Source organism: Pectobacterium aroidearum, from assembly GCF_041228105.1.
Taxonomy (GTDB): domain Bacteria; phylum Pseudomonadota; class Gammaproteobacteria; order Enterobacterales; family Enterobacteriaceae; genus Pectobacterium; species Pectobacterium aroidearum.
Genome location: NZ_CP166097.1, coordinates 4,709,873 through 4,727,077, shown reverse-complemented (window position 1 = coordinate 4,727,077; position 17,205 = coordinate 4,709,873). Strand labels below are relative to the sequence as shown.

The following is a 17,205-nucleotide window of genomic DNA, read 5'->3' as shown; positions in this document are numbered from 1 at the left end:
GAATTAAGAACTGCCAAGCATTACCACAGGGCGTTTATCCTGCGGGCCGAAAAACATTTTTTCGATGATGAAGAGCACGGTGATTAATGAACCGATAGGCAGCGGTAAATAACTTTCACCTGCAGTCAATAACGGAAACTCCGCAACGGGCTGTTCCCATAATTCCAGACAAAGTAACGTGCTGTAATAGAGAATAAACAGGCTGATTAAGAGCATCAGGAGGTTCGACAGATGTACGCAAATCTTCTTACCGGATTCTGGCAATCTGTCGGTTAACATACTGACGGCAATATGTGAGTTGGAACGGTAACTGACGGCTGCGCCTACAAAAGTAAACGTCACCATACAGATAATTGAAATGGGTTCTGGCCAGGATAATGCGGCATTTAATACATAGCGTGCGAATATACCGACAGGAATTACGATCGTCATAATTAATAACGCCAGACCAGAAACCCACATGGCAATACGATAGAGTACATCCATGCTGGAAAGATAAGACTGTGCCATTGCGCCACCTATATTCACTTCGCGGAGTGAACCGCGAAGGGTAATTGTTAATACGAGGCTATTCATGATGGCGGATAAATAGCAGACTATTTATCCGCTGAGATGAGATATTGATTATTTGACGTCAGCGACGGCTTTAATCAGATCCTGATATTTGGCACCAAATTGATCGCGTACGGGCTGCGTGGCTTTGAAATAGTACTCGGTATCAATGTCATGGAACTGCACGCCACCGGCCTTCATTTTATCCAGAGATTGCTGAGTATATTCATTCCACAGCACGCGCTGTTCTTGCTGTGCTTCTTTCGCCAGCTTCAGGATAAGATCCTGATCCTCTTTAGAAAGTTTGTCCCATTTGGTTTTGGAGTACAGGAACAGTTCAGGAATAATGAAGTGGCGGCTCCAGGTATAGTTTTTCACGACAGGCAGGTAGTTGTGTGCGACAAACGTTGGTGGGTTATTCTCGGTGCCGTCAATGACGCCGGTTTGCATGCCACTGAAGACTTCACTAACGCCCATCGCGATCGAGTTGGCGCCCATGGCTTTTAGCGTGGCGAGCGCGACCGGACTGCCCTGGACGCGAATTTTCATGCCCTTGAGGTCTTCCGGTTTCACCACTGGCTCTTTGGTGATTAAGTTACGCGTTCCCGCGTCCATCCAGCCCAGAAAAACCAATTTTGATTTACTGCTTTGGGTAATTTTGTCACCAATTTCCTGGCCGATTTTTCCATCCAGTACTTTATGCATATGATCTTCATCACGGAAAATATAGGGCAGCGTGAAGACTTCTATTTCCGGTAAAATCGCGGCAACGGGCGTCATTGATACACGGATAATATCAATCGCGCCGATCTGCGCCTGCTCAATCATCTGCTTCTCATCACCCAATACGCCGCCGGGGAAGGTTTTAATTTCCAGCCTGCCACCTGTGGCGGCTTTTAATTTCTCTCCCATTTTCTGAACTGCGACGACATTAGGGTAACCTTCAGGGTGAACATCAGAGGCTTTAATTTGTTGTGCCTGAATCGCGTGGCTCATCAGGAGTGCAGTAGAACCCAGACAAACGCCGATCAATGTTTTCGACAGCTTCATTGAATTATCTCCAGAGGTGGGGTGGAATTATCGATAATCAAATGGTGATGTTAAAAATATAAACCCATGAAAAATAGAGTAATGAATAACGGGTTTAATGATGAGAAGACGGCGACCATTAGATATTGTTGTGGCGCTCGTCGGTATTCTCTACGAGTTAAGCTAACCTATTATACAACTTTGTAGAATGACTCGTGTCACAAAAGAAAAAGCTAATATGAAATACTGTTTTATATGGATTTTATACCTATCATCCTAATAGATAGATGCATAACATTATGTTTTTAATTGTCTTATCTTCTTTCTATGTATCTAATTGTTTCAATAAACTTATCGTCAGTCATTGTGAAATGGTGTGATAACTTAATGTTGATCACAAAAAGCCGATAATAAAAATTCGATCATAAAACCTGGGATATCCCGCCGTGTTTTAGCGCTATCTCGCCTGAGATATTCCGTAATGCACTCCTTCTTTCTTGTTTTTATGCTTTTTCTGCCGATATGCAGGCAATACCCCCAAAAACCCTGTCAGAACGCAAGAAAAGTGCGTTATCTGGTGTAAATAATAATGAGAACGACTATCAATTCGTTCAGGGTTTGGTATCATTTCAGGCTGCGTTATTGCGGCATCATACCTGTGGGTATGTGCGGGTATTGTACAGAACACATGATTGTACAGAACGAATGGTGGAGGCACAGCGTGAAGACGGCTGTCAGTAATACAACTCAACAGGTGTTATCAACCTGGCAAAAAAAACGTGGCGCGTTCAGCGCATTTTCCCGTAGCGTGCTGGTTATCCTGCTGTGTACGGCGGGACTAAGTGGAAATGCGTTTGCGGCTCCTGCAACGGCACCGTTATCAACAGAGAATGCTGCTACTGCCTCTCAGCCTGCTGTGGCGTCTCCTGCTGCCCCTGTGACTGCTGATGTACAGGCACCTGCGTCCGCACTCGCGCTGCCTGCCAGTGCGGCACCGGGCACCAATAACCTGATGAAAACCGATTTATCCGTCTGGGGTATGTACCAGCACGCTGATGCCGTGGTGAAAACGGTGATGATCGGCTTGCTGCTGGCCTCCGTGATTACCTGGGCGATCTTCTTCAGTAAAAGTGTTGAGATGTCTGGTGCGAAACGCCGACTGCGCCGTGAGTATCTGGCGCTGGAACAGGCGAAAACGCTGGATGATGCGCTGGAAACGGCGGACGCGTTCAAAACTGGCAGCGTTGCACAGCAACTGCTGGTGGATGCGCAGAACGAACTGGAACTTTCCGCACGTTCTGATGACAACAACGGGATTAAAGAACGTACCGCATTTCGTCTGGAACGTCGCGTGGCGGCTACTGGTCGTCATATGGGGCGTGGTAACGGCTATCTGGCAACGGTCGGTGCGGTTGCGCCGTTCGTGGGGCTGTTCGGTACGGTATGGGGCATCATGAACAGCTTCATCGGTATTGCACAGACGCAAACCACCAATCTGGCGGTGGTCGCACCGGGGATCGCAGAAGCCCTGCTGGCGACGGCGATTGGTCTGGTTGCCGCAATTCCTGCGGTGGTTATCTATAACGTCTTTGCACGTTCGATCGCCAGCTACAAAGCGATGGTCGGCGATGTGGCTGCACAAGTGCTGCTGCTGCAAAGCCGCGATCTCGACGTGGCTGCCAGCAACGACAACCGGGCGTCTTCAGCAGCGCATAAACTGCGGGTGGGTTAAGTCATGGCGATGCATTTGAAGGAGGACGTGAGTGATGACGGTGAAATGCATGACATTAACGTCACGCCGTTCATTGACGTCATGCTGGTTCTGCTGATTATCTTCATGGTGGCGGCACCGCTGGCAACAGTGGACATTCGTGTCGATTTGCCTGCGTCATCGGCAGCGCCGCAGCCGCGACCGGAAAAACCGCTTTATCTGACGGTAAAAGCGGATAAGCAAATGTTTCTGGGAGAAGAGGTCGTTAGCGAGCAGTCGCTGGCTCAGGTGCTGGACGCGAAAACCAGTGCTAACAAAGAAACGACGATCTTCTTTCAGGCAGATAAAAGCGTCGATTATGAAACCATCATGAGCGTGATGGATTCACTGCGTAAAGCGGGCTACCTCAAGGTTGGCTTGGTTGGTGCGGAAACCGCTGCCGCTAAATAACGGCTGAAGGTTGTGTGTTAAGAAGGAATGCGGGATGAATGTCCAACCCGCATTCCTTTTTTTACGTCTATAGATTGATGTCGAGATGATGGCAGGATGCTGGGCGTTAAGCCTATGCCCGCGAGTCAGGGTGACGCCAGTGAATCCGTGTCGGGATGTAGCGTCGATCTTCTTCAAGCGGCTGCTGTGCAATCAGGCTGGTTACCATCTCAAAGCTGTTGCGTGCCAGATTTTCACAATCCTGCGCCACGGTGTCGATTTTCAGCGGTAAACAATCAAACAGATAGTGATCGTCAAAGCAGCATAGTCGGATGCCGCTTTCCATCAGGTTATGTTGGTTCATATAACGCAGCACGCCTTCCATTAGGCCACAGGCGGCGACAAACAGCGCTTTTGGCGGACGACCCAGCGTTGCACACAGTTGGGCAAACATTTCATAACCCGCGCTGGGGTGATAGCTGCCATGAATAATCCATTCCGGCTTGCTGTCGATGCCTGCGCGTGCCAGCCCGAGCTGGAAGCCTTCCAGACGGTGGCGAGTTGGAGAGATTCTCGGCTGGCCGCCAAGGAAATAGAACTCGTCACGATGTTGGCGAGCGATACGTTCGACCATTTCTGCCGTGGATTCTACCGCTTCGGAAATCACCATCGGCAGCGTGGAATCACCAATCACCCGGTCAAATTGTATGACAGGTAACTGCTGATTAATTTTCTGATATTCGATATCGCTCAATAGGCTGGAGGCGACAATCAGACCATCGACCTGACGCTGAACCAGACTGTTCACCGCCATCATCTCCTGACTGGCGTTTTCGTCGGTGCAGGCAATCAGCAACTGTAGCCCTGCTTCTCGGCACAGCATCTCCAGCTCGCGGGAAATCACGGCAAAGCCGTAGTTGGTCATTTCTGGCACCACCAAACCCAGCGTGTTGCTGCGTGAGGAACGCAGCGAACGGGCGTGAATGCTGGGCTGATAACGCTGCTCATGCGCGACGGCCAAAATGCGATCGCGGGTTTCATCAGAAACGCGAAACTCTTTGCTACGTCCGTTAAGTACCAGACTGGCGGTGGATTTTGATACACCGGCCAGCGCGGCGATGTCACTGATTGTTATGCGTTTAGTCGGTTTCACCGCGAGGTCTGCTATCAGAAAAAAGGAAAGTTATTCTATCACGCATGGCGCTAACAGCCAGTGCTGTAGCGTTAATCGCCCAGAGCCGCTGAACGTCATGGTCGCTTCACTTTCTGGGAAATAACGCGCAGACATCACGGCCTCACCGTCGTTGATGAAGATTTCAACGCTGGAGCGATCGCACAGTATCTGCAATTGGCTCAGCTCGCCGCGCCAGTAGCGGTGCTCGGGTTCGCCAGTGCGGCGGTTGCGACGGCTCAGCGTGACGCGTTCTCCATCCCAGCAGAGAACCAACTGAGAGGCGAGGCTGAGCTGGAATTCTCCCTGAACGGTGATAAGGATTTCCGCGCTGTTGGCATGGAGCGGAGAGGCGTAGTCTGCGGCACCGTGCCAGGTGTAATGTTGCCTGCGTAGCTGCTGCAGTTCATGCGCGGGACGTTGATAAACGCGATCGCCACGCAGCGTGAGTTCGCGTGGGCAGGTCATGGTATGGATCCAGCCGTATTCGATCGTCGGTTCAAAAAATTCATTCTCATCGGGAATCGACATCCAGCCGAACAGCAGGCGTCGCCCATCTTCACTCAGCGTGGTTTGTGGGGCATAAAACTCGAAGCCGAGATCCAGTTCGTGGAAGTCCTGATGCGGGTAAGCACCATTGTCGTAATTGAGTGAGCCGATAACATAGCCAGCCTGAAAGGTATTCAGGTAGCGCTCTTCTTCGGCGGGAACGCCTTGCGGACAACAAATCAGTACGTCTTTTCCATCTAACGGTAACAGGTCCGGGCATTCCCACATGTAGCCAAAATCCCCGAGTCCGCCTAGACGGGAACCGGCGATCTCGCCGATCTTTTCCCATGCCAGCAGATCGTCAGAACGGTAGAGCAGCACTTTCCCCTGTAGGTCGAGATCCTGTGCACCGAGCACCATGTACCAATGGTCGTCATGACGCCACACTTTGGGATCGCGAACGTGTCCGGTGTAGCCGTCAGGGAGAGTGAGAACCGCTCCCAGCTTGTCATATTCACCGTTAGGATTCTCACGGGCGAGGCACTGAAACGCGGTACGCGAGCCGTCGTCGTATTTCACGTTACCCGTATACATCAGCATGATCGCACCCTGATCCACCACGGCAGAGCCAGAGTAGCAGCCGTGGCTTTCATAGCTTTCGCTCGGCACCAGTGCGACGGGCTCATGTGTCCAGTTCACCAGATCGGCAGAGCTCCAGTGCCCCCAGAACTTCGCTCCGTGGGCACAAGACAAAGGATTCCACTGATAAAACAGATGGTAACGCCCCTTGTGATGAATAAATCCGTTCGGATCGTTGAGCAGACCAACACAAGGGGACAGATGCCATTCCGGGCGATACGGGTCTTCCTGTTTCCGTGAGTGACCTGACATCAGGGCGTGCGCCATGCGCTTTAATAAGTGGACTTCCTTCATTATTCGCTATCCGTTTTATATTTCAGCAATAAGGACAGGGTAAAGGCGGCACCGAACGCAATGAACATCCCAATCAGGTAGTTAAGCATCGATCCTCCTTGCACAATGGCCAGACCTGGAAAACCGGTCAGCCCGACGGCCGTCATATTGACGTGATTGAAGACGACCCACGCGCCACCAAGCGCACCGCCAGCCAGTGCAGCCAGGAACGGTTTAATGAAGCGCAGATTTATACCAAATATCGCGGCTTCAGTGATGCCCAGCAGGCAAGACAGCCCTGCGGGAACGGCAATCGCTCGGGTTTTGGCATCACGCGTTTTGAAGTATACCGCCAGACACGCGCCGCCCTGTGCCACGTTCGCCATCGCCCAAATTGGCAGCAGGAAGTTGACACCGATATTAGGGTTGCCCAGCAGGCCGGCTTCAATGGCATGGAAGCTGTGATGAACACCAGTGATGACGATGGCGGAATAGAGACCGCCGAACAGCAATCCGGCCAGCCAGCCCGCGTGAGTAATCAACGTGCTGAGTAAGAAAGAGATGCCGTCGCCCAGCGCGCGCCCAGCCGGACCGATGATCAACATCGCAACGAAACCGGAAATGATGACCGTAAGGAAAGGCGTGACGATGATATCCAATGCGTCAGGGACGATTTTACGCAGGCGCTTTTCCACGATGCTCATGAACCAGACGGCCAGCAGGACCGGAAACACGGTACCCTGATAGCCGATCATGGCGATGTCCATGCCGAAAAAATGCATGGTCTGGAAGCCACCCGCGACGCCCCAGGCGTTGGTCAGCGCTGGGTGGGTCAGAATGCCGCCCAGCGTCGCGCCCAGATAGGGGTTACCGCCGAATTCCCGCGCGGCAGTAAAACCGATCAGGATGGGCAAAATGATAAATGCAGCGGAGCTGAACATATCCAGCATCACGAAGATTGCGCTGCTGGCATCGACCCAGCCGTAGGTCTTGATCATGCCGAGCAGCCCCATCAACAGACCGGAAGCGATAATCGCCGGCATGATAGGGACGAAGATGTTTGATAGCAGGCGCGCCAGACGTTGCAGTGGGTTCAGCTTTTTCGCTGCGATGGAGGCCGCTTCGGACTTGCTCGATTCGCTGATGCCTGCCGCTTTGATGAACTCGGCATACACCTTGTTAACCAGTCCCGTACCGAAAATAATCTGCATTTGTCCGGCGTTCTGGAAGCAGCCTTTCACGCCGTCAACGTTCTCGATGGCTTTCTTGTCTGCCAAATTGTCGTCATTCAGTACCAGACGCAGACGAGTCGCACAGTGAGCCGCGCTGGCGATATTCTCTTTTCCGCCAAGAAGGGGGATGAGCGCGGCGGCGGTTTTGTTGATATCCATGTTATTCCTCTTTTTCAATCGGATATGCAGTGTCTTTGGCGTCGATTAGCGTGTAATCGACGCCAAGGCCGGGCAAGGGTTAGAACCAGGTTTCCATCTGGATACCGAAGTTCCATTCGCCGCCTGCTTTAAAGCCGGTGGAGCCAAACGTATCTTCACTGGAGTAATTATCCAGTCGTTTATCCCAGTCCATGTAGCTGGCAAACACGCGCAGTTCAGGACGGCTAAAGAAGTTACCGATATCGCCAACCTTGAACGTCGGTGCGAAGGTCAATTTGTAGAAGCCGCCGCTCACCTGATTCAGGCTGCGATAGCCGCGCGGATCGAGGTCCATGTATTGATAGCTGCCTTCATAGGCCAGTGCAAAGTTTTCGGTGATTTCCTGAATCAGGCGCGCATTAAACGTCACCCATTCGTAGCTATCGCCGTTGACGTAACGGTCTTTACTGGTTTGCGCCAGAATGGATGGAGCAAAGCTCCAGGTTTTGTTCAACGCGGTCGTACCGTAAGTCGCAAACCGCCAGGTGTTGGCGTCGTTGGTCAGGTTGCCGTCGGCACCGATGTTCTTCACTTCGCCGCCCAGTCCGTGACCGTAGAGGATCGCGGTTTTCGATGTCCCGTCGCGTAAGCCGTAGAAGCTGTCGCCGTGGTAAGCCACCATGGCGTGATAGCCTTTATCGCCCGCATTGGTATTGGTAACGAAGGTGTTATCGCGGCTTGTACCGGTATTTTGTTTTACATCGTTGTTCTTCGCGGTTAACCCGCTCAGCATGAACTGGAAGGGCCCGATGTAGTTATTCGCGGTAAAGACGTAGTTTTTGATGTCGTTATCCAGCGAGGTAATTTCGCCGAGGCTGCGGCCATACAGCGAGAAGTTACTCTTGGCGCTATCCGCCCATTTCACGTCATAGATCCCGCCACCGGTGCCCGCGAGGAAAACCACGTCGCTGTCCAGCCAGTGAATATCGAAGTTATCGCGATCGAAGCGTTTACCCGCCCACAGCGTGGTGTCCTTAAAGGCGCCGGTGAAGGTCGGTAATGAACCCAGCTCGACGAAGGCTTCGCGGATATTCAGGTCGCTGGTGGTTGCCGTCCAGTCGTTATAGCTGCGCTGGCCGTCCGCCATCATCACCTTGAAGCGAGTGGTCGCGCCGTTATCCAGCTTCTGTTTGTGTTCCAGTTTGATCTCGACGTAGGTGTCGTCCTCATTGCCTAAACGACCAATATGTCCGCCAGTCTGACCCGCAGGGGACATGCCCGGCCCGATATCGGTTTTGGAACTGGTGGCGGAATCATTGATCGACAGGCCGGAACGCGCGTAGCCGTGGAATTCAAATCCATCGGCGAATGATTTTTGCTTAGCCAGCGCCGTCGTGCGCTGCTCCACCTGCTGGGTTTTCTGTTCGGTTTGCGTCGTGCGAGTGGCGAGCTGTTGGGTTTGCTTTTCCGCGGCGTCAGCTCTGGCCTCGGCGGCCTGAGCACGGGCTTCCGCCTGTTGCAGTCGTTGCTCCATGGCGTTCAGGCGAGCTTCAATACTATCGGTGTTGGCAGCAGAAACATAAAACGGGGAGGAGAGTAATAATCCTATCGTCACAGCAAGGTGGCTTGGTTTCATTTTTTCGTTCTCGTCGTGAAGGAGATTTATTGTTTTTGGATTTTCCTTGTTTAGCTAAATTGCTAAACCGGTTTTTCATGAGGAAAATAAAAGCCAGCAGGAGGGTTAGCAAGAAATTTCACTCGCCCGATTCTGTAACTGTGATCCTGACTACAAAACCGGGCGGTAACCGTATTAAACGGAGGGATTAGGGCTGGGCTAAGGGAGTGCGTGCAATTGCTGAGCGTAGGGAAGTGCGGTCATTGCGCCTTTTGCTGTGGTGGCAAGTGCGCCACACCGCTGTGCCTGCGCGATAATCGGATCCCAGCTAAGCGGCTGTGACAGGTCGTCATACTGCGCCAGGCCATGCAGTAAACCGGCAACGAAAGCGTCTCCTGCCCCTGTAGTATCGACAGGGGTCACCGATGGTGCGGCAAAATGTCGTAGCTGGTGGCGATCGTGCAGCCAGACGCCTTCACTGCCTAGTGTCACTAGCAAGAGCTGTGTGGGGTAGCGCTGCATGAACTGCTGAATCCCTGCTTCAACGTCCGGTGTTGAACACAGAAAAGCCAGCTCTTCACGCGACAGCTTCACCACGTCGGCCAGCATCAGCGCCTGTGTCAGGCAGTCGCGCAGTTCCTGCTCGCTTTGCCAGAGATCGTCACGGATATTCGGGTCGAAGCTGACCCGCCCCTGCGCGGCTTTTATCTGCCGCATTGCCTCAAAGGCGGTACTGCGTGAGGGTTCCTGTGAGAGTGCGATAGAGCAGAGGTGCAGCCATTCTCCCCGGTTGAATATCGGCAGGTCTTCCGGCTGTAAAAACAGGTCGGCACTTGGGCGTACCATAAATGTGAAGGCACGTTCCCCTGTTTCATCAAGGCTCACGACCACGGTTGAGGTTCGGTGGAACCTGTCGTGCGCCATGTGATGGGTATCGACGTTTTCCTGTTCCAGCACTGTTTTGAGAAAATGGCCAAAAACATCGTCACCGACGCGACCGATAAACGCGCTGTTTCCGCCCAGTCTGGCAATGCCAACGGCGACATTCGCCGGTGCTCCACCGGGGCATTTCAGATAGCGTTCCGCATCTTCCGGGATGAGATCGACAACCGCGTCGCCCATGACCCAAATTCTATTTGCCATAACGTTACTCTTATCAACGAGAATTAGACTGTTTGCTAAAATAGAAGAATCGGTTTAGCTAAGCAATACTCTTCACTGTAGAGACGCACCCACATCAATAAAACGCACTTTTCCCCATCGCGTTGGTGAAAATTTATGCGATAGTCATCACGTTGCCATGGTCATCGGACTAAATAAAAGGGACTGTCATCCGATAGTTATTGAGCGTGGCTGAATTAATCTGGGATTCAAGCTGCAAAAAGGACGAATGGAGAAGGATATGCATTACCCCACCTCTTTCCGGGGCTACCCCGGTGCGTAATTACAACCTGCTTTGGGGAATATGGGCGTTATGGGCTTTGTTGGTCGCCGCCTGGCTTATTGATATTTATAGCGAATTCCCCCTTCGATATTACGGTCAGGGAGTGGCTGCCGTACTAGCCGCGAGTGTCGCGATCGCATTTTTCTATACTGTTAAAAGGAATAACACGATGTTTTCATTTGATAAAAACAAAAAAGACGCAAAAGAACCGCAAGAGCGCAGTGAAATAAACAGCTCCCCCGCGATCAGCCCATCGAACGAGTTGATTAATTCAGTGAACCCTGTACGCGTGAAAAAAGACACCTTCATTTCTCAGGGCGCACGCATGACGGGATCTCTGGTGGTGGATGGCAATATCACCGTCGAAGGCCGGGTAGAAGGTGATGTGCAGTGCGATAACACGATTAAAGTGGAGCACACTGGTCAGGTAAATGGCGAAATGAAATCGCAGCAGATCATCATCAATGGTCGCGTTGAAGGACGCATCGCTGCCAGCGTCGTTGCTATTCTGGCGCAGGGAAAAGTATTCGGCGATATCTTCACCGATGAACTCTCCATCGAAAAAGGCGGCGTCTTCACCGGCCAGTCCCACCCGCTGACCCCACCTACGCAGAATCAGGAAAAACTGACCTACGTGGACAAGAAAAAAGAGAAAGCCGCTAAGGCGCCCGCAGAACAAGAAAACGTTGTCGCACTAGCGGGTAATGTGCCAACGGCGTGAGGCTCGTTCTTAATATCTGAATGCCTGAGTACTCCCCGCGTCAGCGGGGTAAATCCCGCTTCTGGCTGGCGTGATGGGGGATTGCGTGTCAGTATTAAAGCACGCCGTTTTTGCATTCGCCGTCACGGTGATGCGCGATGCCAATCATTTTTGTCTTCCATACGTTACCGTAAGGAGGTGATATGAAAGTTGAAGCCGCAGAGTCGTCCGTCTTTGCCAGCCAGCAGGTGATGGCGAAGCGTTCCACAGAGCATGCTGAGAAAGCTGCACTGTCCGAACAGCTTCAGTCTTATCAGGCGGGTAGCGGTGCCGTTCCTGTTGGTCAGACGACGCGGTATGATTTCACCCGCATTAGCCCCGCCGAACTGTATGAAACGGTAGAAGGCCTTGTCAGCAGTGGGCGGTTGGGGCGTGAAGAGGGTTCCGCGCTACTGGGTTTTATCTCGTCGCCGCGCGAAAATGTCGGCAGTGTGCCGCCTTCCAATGTCTTTCAGCCGATTAATGTTTTCGACACCATTCAGCAAGGTGTCGCGGGTGCATCATCCCGTAGCGAAGTGCAAAATACCGAAAGCCTGCAACGTGCGGCCGAGGCGCTGAACCGCTTTCAGGGGCAGGTCTCCAGCATTAGCGTTTACGTCTAGCGTATTTCAGTGCGCCGTAGTCTGATGACGTCTCCCTATCCCCGCGTTTGCGGGGATAGTTGTTTTATACCGCGCTCAGTGTGGGGTTCGAGCTTTGATTTCCGTCAGCAGCGTGATGAGCGCCTGCACGTTGTCGTCCTGCGTGCGCCAGGATGACACGCTGATGCGCAGTGCCGGACGCCCTTGCCACACCGTGCCGCCAAACCATGCTTTGCCCGACGCCTGCAACGCGTCTCGTATTGCTGTCGTCTGGCCGTTGGTTTCCCCACGCAGCAGAACCTGATTAAGCACCACCCGATTCAGTACTTCAAAACCCGCATGGCGCAGGCCGTCGGCAATGAATGCTGCCTGTCGGCAGTGTCGTTCGACCATCTCTGCCACGCCGTCGCGCCCCAGCGTACGCAGTGCCGCCCATACCGGAATGCCGCGCGGCCGGCGGGAAAATTCGAGTGTCAGGTTCTTCTGGGCATCGCGTGCTGCACTGGAATAGACGGCATCCGCGTTCATCGCTTCGGCCAGCGCATCCGCATCGCGGCAAATCGCCATCGCGCAGTCGTAGGGGGTATTCAGCCATTTATGCGCGTCTGTTGTCCAACTGTCGGCCAGTTCGATGCCCTCGGTGAGCGCCGCGTGGGACGAGGCTCTGGCCCACAGTCCGAAGGCACCATCAACGTGAACCCAGGCACCTGCCGCTTTAGCGATTGGAATGATCTGCGCAAAGTCATCGAATTCCCCCGTGTTTACCTCGCCCGCCTGCAAACAAAGAATGGTGCGGTCGTCCAGAGGAGGAAGCTGTGCCACATCGATCTGCCCAAACGCATTCACGGGCGCGATACGTAAATGGCGTAGCCCAAAGCCGAGTACGCGTAGCGCTTTCTTCACGGTAATGTGCGTCAGTTCCGAAATCACGACCGTAATTTCAGGCGCACCGTTCAGTCCATCGTTGTCAAAATCCCAGCCCTGTTTTGCCAGCAGAGCACGACGTGCGGCGGCCAGGCAGGAAAGCGTGCAGGCGGTAGCGCTGGTGCCGAAACCCACGGCGCTTTCTTTGGGCAAGTTCAGCGCATCGAGTACCCAGCGGCTGGCGAGACGTTCCAGCGTGGCGGAGACTGGTGAGTTATCAAAGGTGGAGGCGCACTGATCCCAGGCGATCATTAATCGCTCGGAAGCGGCGGCGACCGGCAATGAGGCACCGATAACAAAGCCAAAATAGTTTGGGCCATTGGAGGCGGTGGTAGCTGGTGAGCCGACCTCATCCAGCAGCGTCAGCGTGCTTTCGGGCGAGAAGCCCTGTTGCGGCAGCGCTTCATCAAAACGTGCCAGCGCGGCGAGGGCAGCGGCATCGGGGAAAACCCGACGCTGTGCATTCTCAGCCAGATAGCGTCGGCCGCGCTCGTCGGCATCAGCCAGTAATGTCAGTTCGCTCATGCTGTTTCCCTTATCAATAGGATGGTGTGTTTATCAAGAAGCGTTGCTCCGCTATCACTATGGCGTGGAAGCGGCCGGTGACGGCGCTGAGGCGTGCAGCGTCACTTTCCAGAAAAGCAGCGCCGTCAGGCTGACGGCTGCGCCAAGGAGGCACACGCCTGACCAGCCCGCAGCGTCATACGCCGCTGTCGTTGCCATCGCGCCAAGCCCGCTGCCGATGCTATAAAACAACATATAACAGCCAACCAGACGGCTGTGCGCATCGGGATGCGTCTTGAAAATCATGCTTTGGTTGGTGACGTGAATGGCCTGTCCGCCCAGATCGAGAACGATGATGCCGACCACCAGCGCGAGGAGAGAATAGGGGGCTAACCACAGCGGCAGCCACGATGTCAGCAGCAATAACAGGGCGATGCCGCTGACCCACTGTTCGCGGCCTTTATCGGCCAATGAGCCCGCTTTTACCGCCGCCAATGCGCCGAGAATCCCCACCAGACCAAACGCACCGATAACCGTATGAGAAAAGAAATACGGTTCGCGACTCAGCGGCAGAACCAGTGCGCTCCAGAAAATGCTCAGGGCAGCAAACATCAGTAAAGCGATGGTGCCGCGTATTTGCAACACCCGTTCTTGACGCAGCAGGGTCAGCATAGAGAGCAGCAACGCGGAATAGTGCGGGCGTTGCCGGGCAAGCAGCTGATGCGGCAGTGTGCGCCATAAAAGCACGGCAAGCAGGAGCATCAGCAGCGCGGAGAAAAAGTACACGCTGCGCCAGCCTGCGACATCGGCGATAAAGCCGGACAGCACGCGCGCCAGCAATAGCCCAATCACCACGCCGCCCTGTGCCGCACCCACCACGCGCCCGCGCTCCTGTGGTGCGGCAGCCGTCGCGGCATAAGCAATCAGCCCCTGAGTCATTGCCGTGCCGAGCATGCCCACGGCCAGCATGCCGATCAATAGAGCCAGGGACGTGGTGGATAGCCCAACGGCGATCAGCGCCACGATGAGCGCACCCAACTGGGCGAGCATCAAATAGCGTCGATTGAGGATATCACCCAGCGGTACTAGAAGAATTAACGCCAGCGCACAGCCAAGCTGTGTTGCGCTCATCACGCCGCCAACGGCAGCGATGCTGATGTGAAAATCTACCGATAATGCATCCAACAGCGGCTGTGCGTAATACACATTGGCGACGCTGAGGGCGCTGGCACAGGCAAACAGCAAAACTAACGCGCGCGGCAATGTCGTCTGCGTGCTGTAAAGATCGCACTCAGTGACGGATGACGTGGTATGAATAGGGCTGGTTTTCATAATATTAGCTTTTACTACTCATTGTTGGTTTCAAAATAAAACCAGTTGAAGCATAAACACTCTGGTTTTATTCTGCAACCAGAAACGCACGGTCAGCTTTTCAGCCTGTAGGTAAGGCAAGCTGAACAGGAAAAAGGGGAAGAAATCGTCATGGTGAAGCGCAAAAGTCTGAAAGAGGATGCGTGTCCCGTCGCCCGCGCGCTGGATGTGGTTGGCGATCGCTGGGCGTTGCTGATTATCCGCGATGCCTTCGACAATCGTCGCCGTTTTAGCGATTTTCAGCGTAGTTTGGGCGTTGCCAAAAATATTCTGACCGACCGCCTGCGCACGTTGGTTGACGAAGGTATTTTGTCCGTTCAGCCTGTTTCCGACAGTTCGGCTTATCAGGAATATGTCCTGACGCCAAAAGGCGAGCAACTGTTCCCGCTTGTTGTGGCGTTACGCCAGTGGGGGGAACAGCAACTGTTCGCGGAGGGGGAACCTCACTCGCTGTTATTGGACAGACACACTGGTCAGCCTCTGCAAGCTATGCTGCCGCATTCTGCGCAAGGCCAGCCAGTGGTCGGGCAGGATACATTCGTTCAGAAAGTGGATTGAGGTGCCGTCATGCAGAAAGAACCGAAAGAAACAGGCAGCGATCTTGAGGCAATCTCCCGTTATCTGAAGAAGCTACACGTTCTGACGTTATGCGTGGGTGAAAATTCGGAATTATGGTGTGCGAGTTGCTTCTATACTTATGACGATAAATTAATAGCCTTCTATCTGATGACAGAGTTGCAGACGCGCCACGGTGAAATGATGGTCAGGCTGCCACAGGTAGCGGGTACGGTCAGCGGCCAGCCGAAGAGTGTGATGCTGATTAAGGGCGTGCAGTTTCGGGGACAGACGGTGCTGTTAGAGGGAGATGAAGCCCAGCAGGCCAGAGCGCGGTATAACACGCGTTTTCCGATTGCCCGAGCATCGCAAGCGCCGATCTGGCGGCTCGATCTGACAGAAATCAAGATGACGGACAATGCGCTGGGCTTTGGTAAGAAACGCTACTGGCAGCGCGATGAGTAGGTTCAGTAGAGATAACATTTGTCATAAATAACGTTTGTCATTAATAACGTTTGTCATTAATAACAGCAGAAATCGAAAAAGATGAGATAGCGCAAGACGTAGAACAAGGGGGAAACCGATGAGCCGGGTATTGTTATTAGGTGCAACGGGGTTAGTGGGGCATGAGTTGTTACAGCTGTTGAAAGCCAATAATCGGGTCGAAACGATCTATGCACCGACCCGTAAGCCGCTGGCGTCTTCAGAGAAAGTGGTCAATCCGCACGATCCCGATCTGTCTGCCGCGCTGGCGCAATTGACCGATCCTGTCGACATCGCATTTTGCTGTCTGGGGTCGACGCTCAAGACGGCGGGCAGTAAGCAGGCGTTCCGCTACGTGGATTACACGCTGGTGGTGGAAGGATCAAAAGTGGCACTGGCGCTGGGCGCGACGCACCTTTTAGTGGTTAGCTCGCTGAGTGCGAATGCAACATCGCCTTTCTTCTACTCGCGGGTGAAGGGAGAAACGGAAAGATCGCTGCGGCAGCAGGGCTGGCAACATCTGACATTGGCGCAGCCGTCGATGCTGCTGGGGGAAAGAGAAGACAGCCGCCCGCTGGAAAGCCTGGCCGCTCCGCTGTTCCGCCTGTTCCCGGCAAAGTGGCGGGCAATTGAGGGAAAAACGGTCGCGCAGGCATTGCTGAATCAGGCGTTCTCGCCCGAACCAAAAGCGCGGGTCACCGTGCTGGAATCCGATCAATTACGTTCGTTGGGTAAGCTGCCGGCGCTTCAGTAGACTCTTATCAATTACCGTAGGCGGTGGACAACCTGATTGCTGCTGCCGCGCCAAATCAGTGCGGGATCTTTCAGATCTTGCACAAATTTTCCATCGACCAAGACGTTGATGAGATCGACCACCCGCTGCTGCTCCGGCGTCAGTTCCGCCAGCACGTAGCCCGTCCAGACCCAGATATCTTTGCCCGGGCATTCCGCGCGTATGCGTTCGACCAGCCGCAGGATATCAGGCACATTCCGTGGGTGAAGCGGATCGCCGCCAGATAATGAAATTCCCTGCCGGGGAATCACTGTATCCTGAAGATCGGCGATGATCCTATCTTCCTGCTCCTGCGTAAACGGCTGACCGGAATTCAGTCGCCAGGTGCTTTTGTTGTAGCACCCGACACACTCATGCACGCAGCCAGCGACAAACAGCGTGCAGCGGGTGCCGGGGCCGTTGACGACATCAACGGGATAATACTGGTGGTAATTCATACGGTAGAGCCCATGTTATGAAGCGGGCGTGTGCTAACGGTGCCGCGAAAGGTGGGCCGCATTGCGGCGGCCCGA

General features: G+C 53.7%; 17 protein-coding genes. 7 read left to right on the top strand and 10 right to left on the bottom strand.

Features of this window, described 5'->3' with window-relative positions; genetic code table 11:
* Window positions 1–3: 3 nt before the first annotated feature.
* Together AB8809_RS21295 and AB8809_RS21290 are read right to left on the bottom strand one after the other, a co-directional pair.
* Window positions 4–510, bottom strand: a complete 507-nt coding sequence (locus AB8809_RS21295; RefSeq protein WP_012773060.1) for a TRAP transporter small permease — start codon at window positions 508–510, stop codon at window positions 4–6.
* A gap of 114 nt (window positions 511–624) precedes the next feature.
* Window positions 625–1,602 carry a TRAP transporter substrate-binding protein gene (locus AB8809_RS21290; protein WP_012773061.1) on the bottom strand — a complete coding sequence of 326 codons (978 nt, stop codon included), beginning with the start codon at window positions 1,600–1,602 and terminating at the stop codon, window positions 625–627.
* A gap of 700 nt (window positions 1,603–2,302) precedes the next feature.
* On the opposite strand from AB8809_RS21290, the gene exbB reads away from it, so the two are divergent.
* Together exbB and exbD are read left to right on the top strand one after the other, a co-directional pair.
* Window positions 2,303–3,313, top strand: a complete 1,011-nt coding sequence (gene exbB / locus AB8809_RS21285) for a tol-pal system-associated acyl-CoA thioesterase (RefSeq protein ID WP_012773062.1) — start codon at window positions 2,303–2,305, stop codon at window positions 3,311–3,313.
* A 3-nt stretch (window positions 3,314–3,316) separates the two neighbouring features.
* Window positions 3,317–3,742, top strand: a complete 426-nt coding sequence (gene exbD / locus AB8809_RS21280) for a TonB system transport protein ExbD (protein WP_010280259.1) — start codon at window positions 3,317–3,319, stop codon at window positions 3,740–3,742.
* A gap of 112 nt (window positions 3,743–3,854) precedes the next feature.
* Here exbD and AB8809_RS21275 read toward each other — a convergent pair whose 3' ends face one another.
* The 5 genes from AB8809_RS21275 to AB8809_RS21255 all read right to left on the bottom strand — a co-directional run bounded on the left by AB8809_RS21275 (window position 3,855) and on the right by AB8809_RS21255 (window position 10,421).
* On the bottom strand, window positions 3,855–4,874 hold the full coding sequence (locus tag AB8809_RS21275) for a LacI family DNA-binding transcriptional regulator (RefSeq protein WP_349856529.1): 1,020 nt from the start codon (window positions 4,872–4,874) through the stop codon (window positions 3,855–3,857).
* 30 nt (window positions 4,875–4,904) lie between these two features.
* The gene (locus AB8809_RS21270) at window positions 4,905–6,314 is read right to left on the bottom strand and encodes a sucrose-6-phosphate hydrolase (protein WP_349856528.1); all 1,410 of its coding nucleotides are present in this window, start codon (window positions 6,312–6,314) and stop codon (window positions 4,905–4,907) included.
* Window positions 6,314–7,684: a sucrose-specific PTS transporter subunit IIBC gene (locus AB8809_RS21265; RefSeq protein ID WP_012773065.1), complete on the bottom strand. Its 1,371-nt coding sequence runs from the start codon at window positions 7,682–7,684 to the stop codon at window positions 6,314–6,316. The genes AB8809_RS21270 and AB8809_RS21265 overlap by 1 nt, the downstream gene beginning before the upstream one ends.
* Before the next feature lie 79 nt (window positions 7,685–7,763).
* Entirely contained in the window at window positions 7,764–9,299 is a 1,536-nt protein-coding gene (locus tag AB8809_RS21260) for a carbohydrate porin (RefSeq protein ID WP_349856527.1), read from the bottom strand.
* A gap of 198 nt (window positions 9,300–9,497) precedes the next feature.
* Window positions 9,498–10,421 (bottom strand): aminoimidazole riboside kinase, encoded by a 924-nt coding sequence (locus AB8809_RS21255; RefSeq protein ID WP_181845787.1) that lies wholly within the window; start codon window positions 10,419–10,421, stop codon window positions 9,498–9,500.
* Window positions 10,422–10,891: 470 nt separating this feature from the next.
* On the opposite strand from AB8809_RS21255, the gene AB8809_RS21250 reads away from it, so the two are divergent.
* Window positions 10,892–11,443: a polymer-forming cytoskeletal protein gene (locus tag AB8809_RS21250; RefSeq protein ID WP_181845788.1), complete on the top strand. Its 552-nt coding sequence runs from the start codon at window positions 10,892–10,894 to the stop codon at window positions 11,441–11,443.
* Window positions 11,444–11,625: 182 nt separating this feature from the next.
* Window positions 11,626–12,084 carry a hypothetical protein gene (locus tag AB8809_RS21245; protein WP_012773069.1) on the top strand — a complete coding sequence of 153 codons (459 nt, stop codon included), beginning with the start codon at window positions 11,626–11,628 and terminating at the stop codon, window positions 12,082–12,084.
* 75 nt (window positions 12,085–12,159) lie between these two features.
* Here AB8809_RS21245 and AB8809_RS21240 read toward each other — a convergent pair whose 3' ends face one another.
* Complete coding sequence (locus tag AB8809_RS21240) at window positions 12,160–13,512, bottom strand: pyridoxal-dependent decarboxylase (protein ID WP_349856526.1); 1,353 nt, start codon at window positions 13,510–13,512, stop codon at window positions 12,160–12,162.
* 57 nt (window positions 13,513–13,569) lie between these two features.
* A complete protein-coding gene (locus AB8809_RS21235) occupies window positions 13,570–14,823 on the bottom strand; it encodes an MFS transporter (protein ID WP_349856525.1) in 1,254 nt (417 codons plus the stop codon).
* Between the two features lie 150 nt (window positions 14,824–14,973).
* Between AB8809_RS21235 and AB8809_RS21230 the strand changes: the two genes are divergently transcribed.
* From AB8809_RS21230 to AB8809_RS21220, 3 genes are all read left to right on the top strand, one after another.
* A complete protein-coding gene (locus tag AB8809_RS21230) occupies window positions 14,974–15,420 on the top strand; it encodes a helix-turn-helix domain-containing protein (protein ID WP_012773072.1) in 447 nt (148 codons plus the stop codon).
* A gap of 9 nt (window positions 15,421–15,429) precedes the next feature.
* Window positions 15,430–15,882 carry a YhbP family protein gene (locus AB8809_RS21225; RefSeq protein WP_180778938.1) on the top strand — a complete coding sequence of 151 codons (453 nt, stop codon included), beginning with the start codon at window positions 15,430–15,432 and terminating at the stop codon, window positions 15,880–15,882.
* Between the two features lie 118 nt (window positions 15,883–16,000).
* The gene (locus AB8809_RS21220; RefSeq protein WP_180778937.1) at window positions 16,001–16,654 is read left to right on the top strand and encodes a hypothetical protein; all 654 of its coding nucleotides are present in this window, start codon (window positions 16,001–16,003) and stop codon (window positions 16,652–16,654) included.
* 11 nt (window positions 16,655–16,665) lie between these two features.
* Here the strand turns inward: AB8809_RS21220 and nrdG are convergent, their stop codons facing one another.
* Complete coding sequence (gene nrdG, locus AB8809_RS21215; RefSeq protein WP_012773075.1) at window positions 16,666–17,130, bottom strand: anaerobic ribonucleoside-triphosphate reductase-activating protein; 465 nt, start codon at window positions 17,128–17,130, stop codon at window positions 16,666–16,668.
* Between the last annotated feature and the right edge of the window lie 75 nt (window positions 17,131–17,205).

What these genes read in the sequence shown, in the direction of transcription:
- AB8809_RS21295 (WP_012773060.1), bottom strand. Translation starts at nt 510, where the DNA reads ATGGCACAGTCTTATCTTTCCAGCATGGATGTACTCTATCGTATTGCC.
- AB8809_RS21290 (WP_012773061.1), bottom strand. Translation starts at nt 1,602, where the DNA reads ATGAAGCTGTCGAAAACATTGATCGGCGTTTGTCTGGGTTCTACTGCA.
- exbD (WP_010280259.1), top strand. Translation starts at nt 3,317, where the DNA reads ATGGCGATGCATTTGAAGGAGGACGTGAGTGATGACGGTGAAATGCAT.
- AB8809_RS21270 (WP_349856528.1), bottom strand. Translation starts at nt 6,314, where the DNA reads ATGAAGGAAGTCCACTTATTAAAGCGCATGGCGCACGCCCTGATGTCA.
- AB8809_RS21265 (WP_012773065.1), bottom strand. Translation starts at nt 7,684, where the DNA reads ATGGATATCAACAAAACCGCCGCCGCGCTCATCCCCCTTCTTGGCGGA.
- AB8809_RS21260 (WP_349856527.1), bottom strand. Translation starts at nt 9,299, where the DNA reads ATGAAACCAAGCCACCTTGCTGTGACGATAGGATTATTACTCTCCTCC.
- AB8809_RS21255 (WP_181845787.1), bottom strand. Translation starts at nt 10,421, where the DNA reads ATGGCAAATAGAATTTGGGTCATGGGCGACGCGGTTGTCGATCTCATC.
- AB8809_RS21250 (WP_181845788.1), top strand. Translation starts at nt 10,892, where the DNA reads ATGTTTTCATTTGATAAAAACAAAAAAGACGCAAAAGAACCGCAAGAG.
- AB8809_RS21245 (WP_012773069.1), top strand. Translation starts at nt 11,626, where the DNA reads ATGAAAGTTGAAGCCGCAGAGTCGTCCGTCTTTGCCAGCCAGCAGGTG.
- AB8809_RS21240 (WP_349856526.1), bottom strand. Translation starts at nt 13,512, where the DNA reads ATGAGCGAACTGACATTACTGGCTGATGCCGACGAGCGCGGCCGACGC.
- AB8809_RS21235 (WP_349856525.1), bottom strand. Translation starts at nt 14,823, where the DNA reads ATGAAAACCAGCCCTATTCATACCACGTCATCCGTCACTGAGTGCGAT.
- AB8809_RS21230 (WP_012773072.1), top strand. Translation starts at nt 14,974, where the DNA reads ATGGTGAAGCGCAAAAGTCTGAAAGAGGATGCGTGTCCCGTCGCCCGC.
- AB8809_RS21225 (WP_180778938.1), top strand. Translation starts at nt 15,430, where the DNA reads ATGCAGAAAGAACCGAAAGAAACAGGCAGCGATCTTGAGGCAATCTCC.
- AB8809_RS21220 (WP_180778937.1), top strand. Translation starts at nt 16,001, where the DNA reads ATGAGCCGGGTATTGTTATTAGGTGCAACGGGGTTAGTGGGGCATGAG.
- nrdG (WP_012773075.1), bottom strand. Translation starts at nt 17,130, where the DNA reads ATGAATTACCACCAGTATTATCCCGTTGATGTCGTCAACGGCCCCGGC.